Genomic DNA, 6596 nt, shown 5'->3' on the forward strand with positions numbered 1-6596 from the left:
GCAGGATGTTACATAAACCGCATAATTTTCTATTCCTGTTCAAGCTTGATGATAGATCCCTTATAAAATCTGGTCAGATCATAAAGATCGGTAAAGTAATGCTGAAGATCCGGGATGATGGCAGGATCAAAATCTTTCAAGCCACATTGGTCTTCTGCCAGAAGGTACAAAGACTGGTTATCCGGCTTCAGATATTCACAAAGGATATTATCAGAATTTTGTTTTCTGTTGATCATCTCTGTCAGAAATATTCCGTAGATCAGAAATTGATTGAAATTTTTAGCATCCACAATATAATTCATGTCCTGTTTCAGCAGTTTTTCATAATCGGAAAGGATCTGAAGGAAATTCTCGGCATGAACGGTTGTTGGAATTTCATAAAAAAGATCGATACCATTGATGAAAAGCTGTGTTTTGGTCTCTTCGTGATCTGAAGAATATACTTTGTGAAACCATTGAAAAATAAGCAGAAGTTCTTCCTGAGTAAGCTCTTCAACAGAACTTTTTACTTTTTCTTTAATGGTTTCAAGGCTGTTTTTCGCTTCAGGCTGAAGAAATTTCAGAATATGTTCTTCTTCACGGCTGAGCTTATTGTACAAATTAATTTTGGCAATAGTGGGATTGGTCTTGATGAAATATAGTTCTTCCGCCATAGTTATTTACCAAATTAGATTTCAAATGGTTGTTTAAATATACAAAATATGCATCAACTGTATTAAAAAAAATAATATGCAATGAATGGTATGCTGTTGTACTGTTTTTTGCATTGCAATTCTGTTTCCTTCCGGGTCTTCGAACTCTGCTGCTGCAAATTCATATTTTCATCAATTCTTTTGGCGTAAAAAACAGAACCTTCATTTTGAACAGATTGTATTGATCTTCTAAAAATAAAGTTTTTATCTCAATTTTAAAAATAGATAGACTTATCTATTTTTTTTATCTACATTTGTAAAAATTTTCAAGATGAAAAAGGAAAAAGTACGTGAAAGGATTATCAGGGTTGCTTCAGATTTGTTTTATAAACAAGGCTACAACTCAACGGGAATCAATCAGATCATTGCGGAGGCTGGCATTGCGATTGGCTCTTTGTACAATCACTTTTCATCTAAAAATGATCTTCTCCGGGCTTATCTGGTTAAAGAAGAGCATGAATGGTTTGAAGGATTTGAAAGCACCACATCCAAAATTTCAAACCCGAAAGAAAAGATTCTTGCGCTTATTGATTACCGGAAGAAACTCCAGCAGACTTCAAAGTTTGCAGGCTGTCATTTCATTAAAATTGTTTCTGAAATCGGAGAGGGAAATCCTGCCGTTTCTGCTTTTGCAAAACAACATAAAGAAAAACAAAAAGAACTGATTAAAGCAATCGTTAACGAATACACAGCAGAAGCAAAGCTGAATGATCCGGATTTGATAACAGAAAATATTTTCCTTTTAATAGAAGGAGCGGTTGTAACTTCCACAATCAACAGGCAGAACAACTCATTTGATCACATGAAAAAAATGATACAGGGCTTATTACCCTAATTTTTTTTAATTATAAAAAATAGATATATCTATATAAAAATGAAACGTAAGTATTTGAAATTATTGGTAGTTCTTTTTGGTCAGTTGCTGATAATTATGGATATTTTTATCATGAATGTATCCATACCTTCCATACAGCGTGATCTTCAGGCTTCCAACGGAGAAATGCAGCTGATGATTGCAGCTTATCTTATCGGTTTTGCTTCTTTACTCATTACAGGAGGGCGATTGGGTGATCTGTACGGGAGAAAAAAGATCTATATGATCGGGTTATTGGCTTTTATGATAAGCTCGGTGGTGTGCGGATTTTCTGCAGGAGCAGGTCAGTTGATTATTTCAAGATTTGTACAGGGAATCAGTGCAGCAATGATGGCGCCCCAGGTACTTTCTATGATACAGATTCTGTTTCCGGATCATCATGAACGGACCAAAGCGATGGGCTGGTACGGTATAACTATTGGGATAGGAACTGTTTTGGGACAGTTTCTGGGTGGTTATTTTTCTTCTCTGAGCATGATGAATGAACCCTGGAGACTCATTTTTCTGATCAATATTCCAATTGGCCTGCCGGCAGTTTTTCTTACCTTGAAATTATTGGAAGAATCTAAAATTCCTGTGAAACAGTCCTTTGATGTGGCGGGTGTTCTGATTCTTTCTGCAGGATTGTTCTGTGCTACTTATGCTTTAACCACATCTGAGCATGAAGGGCTGCATTTCAAAAATATTTCTTTAATGATGATTTCTGGCGGGATTTTATTCACTTTTATAAAAAATCAGAAGAAAAGGATTCACTATAAACGTTCTTATCTCATTGATTTTGAACTATTCAGATGTAAAAATTTTAATCTTGGAATCATAGCGGTTTCTTTCTTTTTTATTATGCTGGATTCTTATTTTTATATTCTGTCCCTTTTCTTTCAGAATGGATTAAAGATCAGCCCGTTGGACGCAGGGGAGATTATTGTTTTTCAAGGGTTAGGTTTTATCCTGGCATCGTTCGTTTCTGTAAAACTGATTTTGAAATATGGAAAGAAATCCCTGATAGCAGGACTTGGCTTTATTATGGTTATCCTAATCCTTCAATTGTTTTTATTCAATAGGCAGACGAATTTTCCTGTTTTTTGTCTGCTGTTATTTTTACATGGATTGGGAATAGGATCAATTATTCCCTCCCTGGCCAATATAGCCCTGTCCGGAATGTCTGAAAAGCTGATTGGCAATGCCTCAGGTGTTTATAATACCTTTCAGCAGATTGCTGCCATTATCGGAATTGTTGCTGTAGGAAGTGTTTTCTATTATTTTCTTGGAGAAAAACCTGATGCACAACATTATCACAATGCTTTCTCTGTTGCTTTGCTGATTAATATTCTCTGTCTGATTTTGGTAATGATCTGTATTCTTAAAGTGCCGGATCATGTTCTTCCGGAACTGAGAAACAGAAAATGATACTGGATTTTAACGTTGATAGATCATCAGATTGTAAGAGAAATAAATTCAAATTTCTGGTTGAAAATTATTTTTCAGCTGAAATGAGTAACATCATTGGTCTGCGGAGTTCCTCTTTCATCTCCGGAATTTCTTTCAACATCTCTTCGCCTGGTTGAGGTTCAATAACTTCTTTGATTTTAAAACCTGCTTTTAATAATGTATTTAAATAAGATGTTAAAGTACGGTGATATTTGATGACATGTTCTCCCAGAAAAGTAGTGTTCCTTTTTCCTTCTATAAAATAACGGTCTACCGGCCAGCAGGTTTTTTCACCATTTTTATCATATATCCAGTCCTGACCGCCTTCTGCAGTGAAAACAGGATGTTCTACTGAAAATACAAAAGATCCGCCGGGTGTAAGCCATTTATAAATATTTTGAGCAATGTTATCGAATGACTCTACATAATGTAAAGTGAGAGAGCTCAATATGATGTCAAATTGTTCTGCAGGATAGTCAACATCTTCAAGGGCTTTTCTTTCATATTGAATTCCTTCAAGATTATTGATTTCCATAGCTTTTGCCAGCATTTTTTCTGAAAGATCAATTCCGGTTACAGATTTTGCTCCGTGTTCTATCGCATAGCGGCAATGCCATCCGAAACCGCAGCCGAGGTCAAGAACATTTTTTCCCTGAAAATCAGGCAGCATATTTTTTAAGGTGTGCCATTCTCCTGCTCCCTCTAATCCTATCTGAGAACGGAGCATTTTCTCGTATTGATCAAAAAATGAAGGGTTGTCGTATTTATTTTCTTTCATAGCTTCAAAAAATTGGGTTCTTCATTCTCTATCCTTGTAAAGGTTTTAAACTTTGACAAGGATCAAAGACTACTGTTCTTTCTGATATTAATCTCAGATATTCCAGATTTTGAAATATAAATTTACGACAATATCAGAGATGAGAGGTTTCCGATCCCTGAAAAATAAAAGCTGAATGTAGAACATCCAGCTTTATATCAACTCTCAATTGAAAATTTTTAATTCGATTCCGCATATTTTTTGAAATTATCAAGAATAGCCTGCCAGCCGCCTCTCTGCATGTCTTCAGGATTCTCGCTTTCCGGATCAAAAGCAACATCTACATTGGTGTAGCCATTGTTTTCTTTAAAGTCAACATGTACCTGTCTTCCGTCCGGCATAGTATAGGTAAAGTTTTCCCCATCTTTTATTTCATTATAAACAGCTTCAAAGTCGAAACCGAAACTTCCGTCTTTTGCTTCCATTCTTGCGGCATATTTTCCTCCGACTTTCATATCATTGGAAGCAGATGGACATTGCCAGGAAGGATCTGCAAAGTTCCACTGGGTGATGTGTTCAGGGTTGGTGTAATAATTCCATACTTTTTGTGCATCTGCATTGATGGTGGCAGAAACTGTGATTTTGTGGCTCATTTTTATGGTTTTAATGTTAATAGTAATTCGTCGAGTTTTTCAAGAGTTGCCATCATTCCCTGTTCCATTCCCATTTCGATAATGGTTTCCAGATCAGCTAAGGACTGATAGCGTACGATTGTTTCCACAAGGGTATTTTCATTTTTATCAGTGAAAGTTACTGTCCATTCTGCCTGAGGAAGATGGGTGTTGATTTCTCCTTTTTCATTACAAAAAGCATCACCTGATGTATAAGAATCTATTGGGTTTATCGTGTGGTAGCTTACCCAGCCCCAGTATTCTGTTCCATTAGGCTCTACCATTGCATAATGCCAGTGCCCGCCTTCACGGAATTCCATTGACTTTGTTTTCGTGGTCAGCGGTTTTGGAGCAAACCAACGGTCTAGAAGTTCACTTTTTGTGTAACAGTCCCAAACCATTTGCCGGTTTGCCATAAATTCACGTCTGATCGTAAGGGTGTTCTTTTCCTTGTCTGCAAGAAAATCGAACTGAAGATGATGTTTCATATTAATATTTTTATAGTTTGGTTGTTGTATTAACTTTATTTCTGCTGGCTTTTCAGGGTTGCCAGTAACGTGTCAAGCTGTTCGAAACGGCTTTCCCATATCTTTCTGAATTGTTCCAGCCAATGATCTATTTCTTTCATTTTATCAATTTCTAAAAAGTAATAAATTTCTCTTCCCTGGTGATTCTGGGTTACCAATTCACATTCCGTCAGAATTTTCAGATGTTTTGAAACAGCCTGTCTGGTGGTATCAAAATGCTCTGCGATGGCATTGGGGGTCATCGCCTGTACTGCAATCAGTGCAATAATAGCCCGGCGTGTGGGATCTGCTATAGCCTGAAAAATATCTCTTCTCATAAACGATGATTTTTAAATGAAACCATATGGTTGCAAATATATGCGCAACTTTTCGGTTTCGCAATTTTTTTTGATGAAAATTACAAATCAAAAACTAAGAAATAATAGATGATATCTGTTAATTGTTTTTAAAACAGGTGCTTGTATGGGTTTGAGCAGGTTTTATTTTTTATTTTCCCGCATCGCTTTGATCAATCTGTCATTTCTTTTGTCAGCTCTTTCATTGTTTAAAGAAAGAACTGCCCAGATTGCCGCAGGAAGCCATCCGATAAGAGTAATTTGTAAAATCAGGCAGATGATTCCGGTGAAAATTTTTCCACGGACGATAAAAGATAAAAAGGGTAATAATATGGCCAGTAACATGATTGTAAGTTTTAATTTAAATGATTTTTTAAAGGGATTGAGGATCAAAATGTGCTTTAAAAGTAAGAGGATCTTCAGTTTTGTCCTCCGCTTCTTCAAGATATTCAAGATACTCTTCCTGATGTTTTCCCATATAAACAAGCACAATGGAAAGGTTGACAAACAGATTTTTGTCTTCAGAACCTAAATTTAATGCTGTATTTAAATATTCCAGTGCTTTTTCATTTTCTCCCATATCGGAATAAACAGCCCCTATATTAATTAAAGCCGGAGTGTTGTCAGGCTCAATCAGTAAAATTTCATCCAGCTCTCTGATCAGCAGATCGTTTAAAGTATCCCAGTGATCTTCGTTTTCCCATCTTTTAGCCTGAAGTTTTTTTACGTTTTCTAATCTTTGTTTTATCGTGCTCATTATTTAGAATTACAAAATGGATACTATTCGTTTCCTGTACAAATTTAGCTTTCCTGAAAATGATCTGTTATTTTTTGCAGAATTAAAAAAATTATTCTTTGAGTCCATCCAGTATGGCTGCTTTCAATATTTCACTATTAATATCTTTTAAAGTTTTAAACCTGATGCAATATCCCGTTACAACAGCTTTACCTATCTTTTCTCCATACGTTTTTGAAAGGTAAGTTTTGTCACTGATATTCATAATATAAATGGAAATCCCTGTGGTATTGGCACTCATCCCAATCTGGTAAAAATCTCTGGTTTTTCCGTCAGCATATTGTAATGTATAAAATCCATACCCGATATTAGGATTGGAAACTGTTTTATTGTCATTGTCTTTACCATCCAGAAACCACAGCTGGCCATCCGGTATAAGCTCCAGAATGATGCGGTGGAGCTCGAGCATATCATTACGTTTCTTTTCAGGCTGGCTGTTGATATAGTCGTGGATTTGTTCTTGAATGGTCATGGATCAGGAATTATTTGAAGTTTTCGAGCGGCTAATTTAAAACA

General features: G+C 36.0%; 10 protein-coding genes. 2 read left to right on the forward strand and 8 right to left on the reverse strand.

What is annotated here, in order from left to right:
- Window positions 1-29: 29 nt before the first annotated feature.
- A complete protein-coding gene (locus tag AC5YGI_RS13305) occupies window positions 30-653 on the reverse strand; it encodes a hypothetical protein (protein ID WP_202841106.1) in 624 nt (207 codons plus the stop codon).
- A gap of 310 nt (window positions 654-963) precedes the next feature.
- On the opposite strand from AC5YGI_RS13305, the gene AC5YGI_RS13310 reads away from it, so the two are divergent.
- Together AC5YGI_RS13310 and AC5YGI_RS13315 are read left to right on the forward strand one after the other, a co-directional pair.
- Entirely contained in the window at window positions 964-1527 is a 564-nt protein-coding gene (locus tag AC5YGI_RS13310; protein ID WP_330747486.1) for a TetR/AcrR family transcriptional regulator, read from the forward strand.
- 39 nt (window positions 1528-1566) lie between these two features.
- Window positions 1567-2973: an MFS transporter gene (locus AC5YGI_RS13315; RefSeq protein WP_330747485.1), complete on the forward strand. Its 1407-nt coding sequence runs from the start codon at window positions 1567-1569 to the stop codon at window positions 2971-2973.
- A 67-nt stretch (window positions 2974-3040) separates the two neighbouring features.
- On the opposite strand, the gene AC5YGI_RS13320 is transcribed toward AC5YGI_RS13315, so the two are convergent.
- The 7 genes from AC5YGI_RS13320 to AC5YGI_RS13350 all read right to left on the reverse strand — a co-directional run bounded on the left by AC5YGI_RS13320 (window position 3041) and on the right by AC5YGI_RS13350 (window position 6552).
- Window positions 3041-3772, reverse strand: coding sequence for a class I SAM-dependent methyltransferase (locus AC5YGI_RS13320; protein WP_496168596.1), 732 nt, complete (start codon window positions 3770-3772; stop codon window positions 3041-3043).
- A 218-nt stretch (window positions 3773-3990) separates the two neighbouring features.
- Window positions 3991-4404, reverse strand: a complete 414-nt coding sequence (locus tag AC5YGI_RS13325; protein ID WP_330747484.1) for an SRPBCC family protein — start codon at window positions 4402-4404, stop codon at window positions 3991-3993.
- A 2-nt stretch (window positions 4405-4406) separates the two neighbouring features.
- Window positions 4407-4910, reverse strand: coding sequence for an SRPBCC family protein (locus AC5YGI_RS13330; RefSeq protein ID WP_330747483.1), 504 nt, complete (start codon window positions 4908-4910; stop codon window positions 4407-4409).
- A 35-nt stretch (window positions 4911-4945) separates the two neighbouring features.
- Window positions 4946-5266 carry an ArsR/SmtB family transcription factor gene (locus tag AC5YGI_RS13335; RefSeq protein ID WP_047378845.1) on the reverse strand — a complete coding sequence of 107 codons (321 nt, stop codon included), beginning with the start codon at window positions 5264-5266 and terminating at the stop codon, window positions 4946-4948.
- 162 nt (window positions 5267-5428) lie between these two features.
- Window positions 5429-5629 carry a YqaE/Pmp3 family membrane protein gene (locus AC5YGI_RS13340; RefSeq protein WP_411413535.1) on the reverse strand — a complete coding sequence of 67 codons (201 nt, stop codon included), beginning with the start codon at window positions 5627-5629 and terminating at the stop codon, window positions 5429-5431.
- 28 nt (window positions 5630-5657) lie between these two features.
- Window positions 5658-6041: a tetratricopeptide repeat protein gene (locus AC5YGI_RS13345; protein WP_411413536.1), complete on the reverse strand. Its 384-nt coding sequence runs from the start codon at window positions 6039-6041 to the stop codon at window positions 5658-5660.
- Between the two features lie 91 nt (window positions 6042-6132).
- Window positions 6133-6552 carry a DUF1801 domain-containing protein gene (locus AC5YGI_RS13350; RefSeq protein WP_496168601.1) on the reverse strand — a complete coding sequence of 140 codons (420 nt, stop codon included), beginning with the start codon at window positions 6550-6552 and terminating at the stop codon, window positions 6133-6135.
- Between the last annotated feature and the right edge of the window lie 44 nt (window positions 6553-6596).

It is taken from the genome of Chryseobacterium sp. CS3K3.1 (assembly GCF_059515165.1).

What these genes read in the sequence shown, in the direction of transcription:
- AC5YGI_RS13305 (WP_202841106.1), bottom strand. Translation starts at nt 653, where the DNA reads ATGGCGGAAGAACTATATTTCATCAAGACCAATCCCACTATTGCCAAA.
- AC5YGI_RS13310 (WP_330747486.1), top strand. Translation starts at nt 964, where the DNA reads ATGAAAAAGGAAAAAGTACGTGAAAGGATTATCAGGGTTGCTTCAGAT.
- AC5YGI_RS13315 (WP_330747485.1), top strand. Translation starts at nt 1,567, where the DNA reads ATGAAACGTAAGTATTTGAAATTATTGGTAGTTCTTTTTGGTCAGTTG.
- AC5YGI_RS13320 (WP_496168596.1), bottom strand. Translation starts at nt 3,772, where the DNA reads ATGAAAGAAAATAAATACGACAACCCTTCATTTTTTGATCAATACGAG.
- AC5YGI_RS13325 (WP_330747484.1), bottom strand. Translation starts at nt 4,404, where the DNA reads ATGAGCCACAAAATCACAGTTTCTGCCACCATCAATGCAGATGCACAA.
- AC5YGI_RS13330 (WP_330747483.1), bottom strand. Translation starts at nt 4,910, where the DNA reads ATGAAACATCATCTTCAGTTCGATTTTCTTGCAGACAAGGAAAAGAAC.
- AC5YGI_RS13335 (WP_047378845.1), bottom strand. Translation starts at nt 5,266, where the DNA reads ATGAGAAGAGATATTTTTCAGGCTATAGCAGATCCCACACGCCGGGCT.
- AC5YGI_RS13340 (WP_411413535.1), bottom strand. Translation starts at nt 5,629, where the DNA reads ATGTTACTGGCCATATTATTACCCTTTTTATCTTTTATCGTCCGTGGA.
- AC5YGI_RS13345 (WP_411413536.1), bottom strand. Translation starts at nt 6,041, where the DNA reads ATGAGCACGATAAAACAAAGATTAGAAAACGTAAAAAAACTTCAGGCT.
- AC5YGI_RS13350 (WP_496168601.1), bottom strand. Translation starts at nt 6,552, where the DNA reads ATGACCATTCAAGAACAAATCCACGACTATATCAACAGCCAGCCTGAA.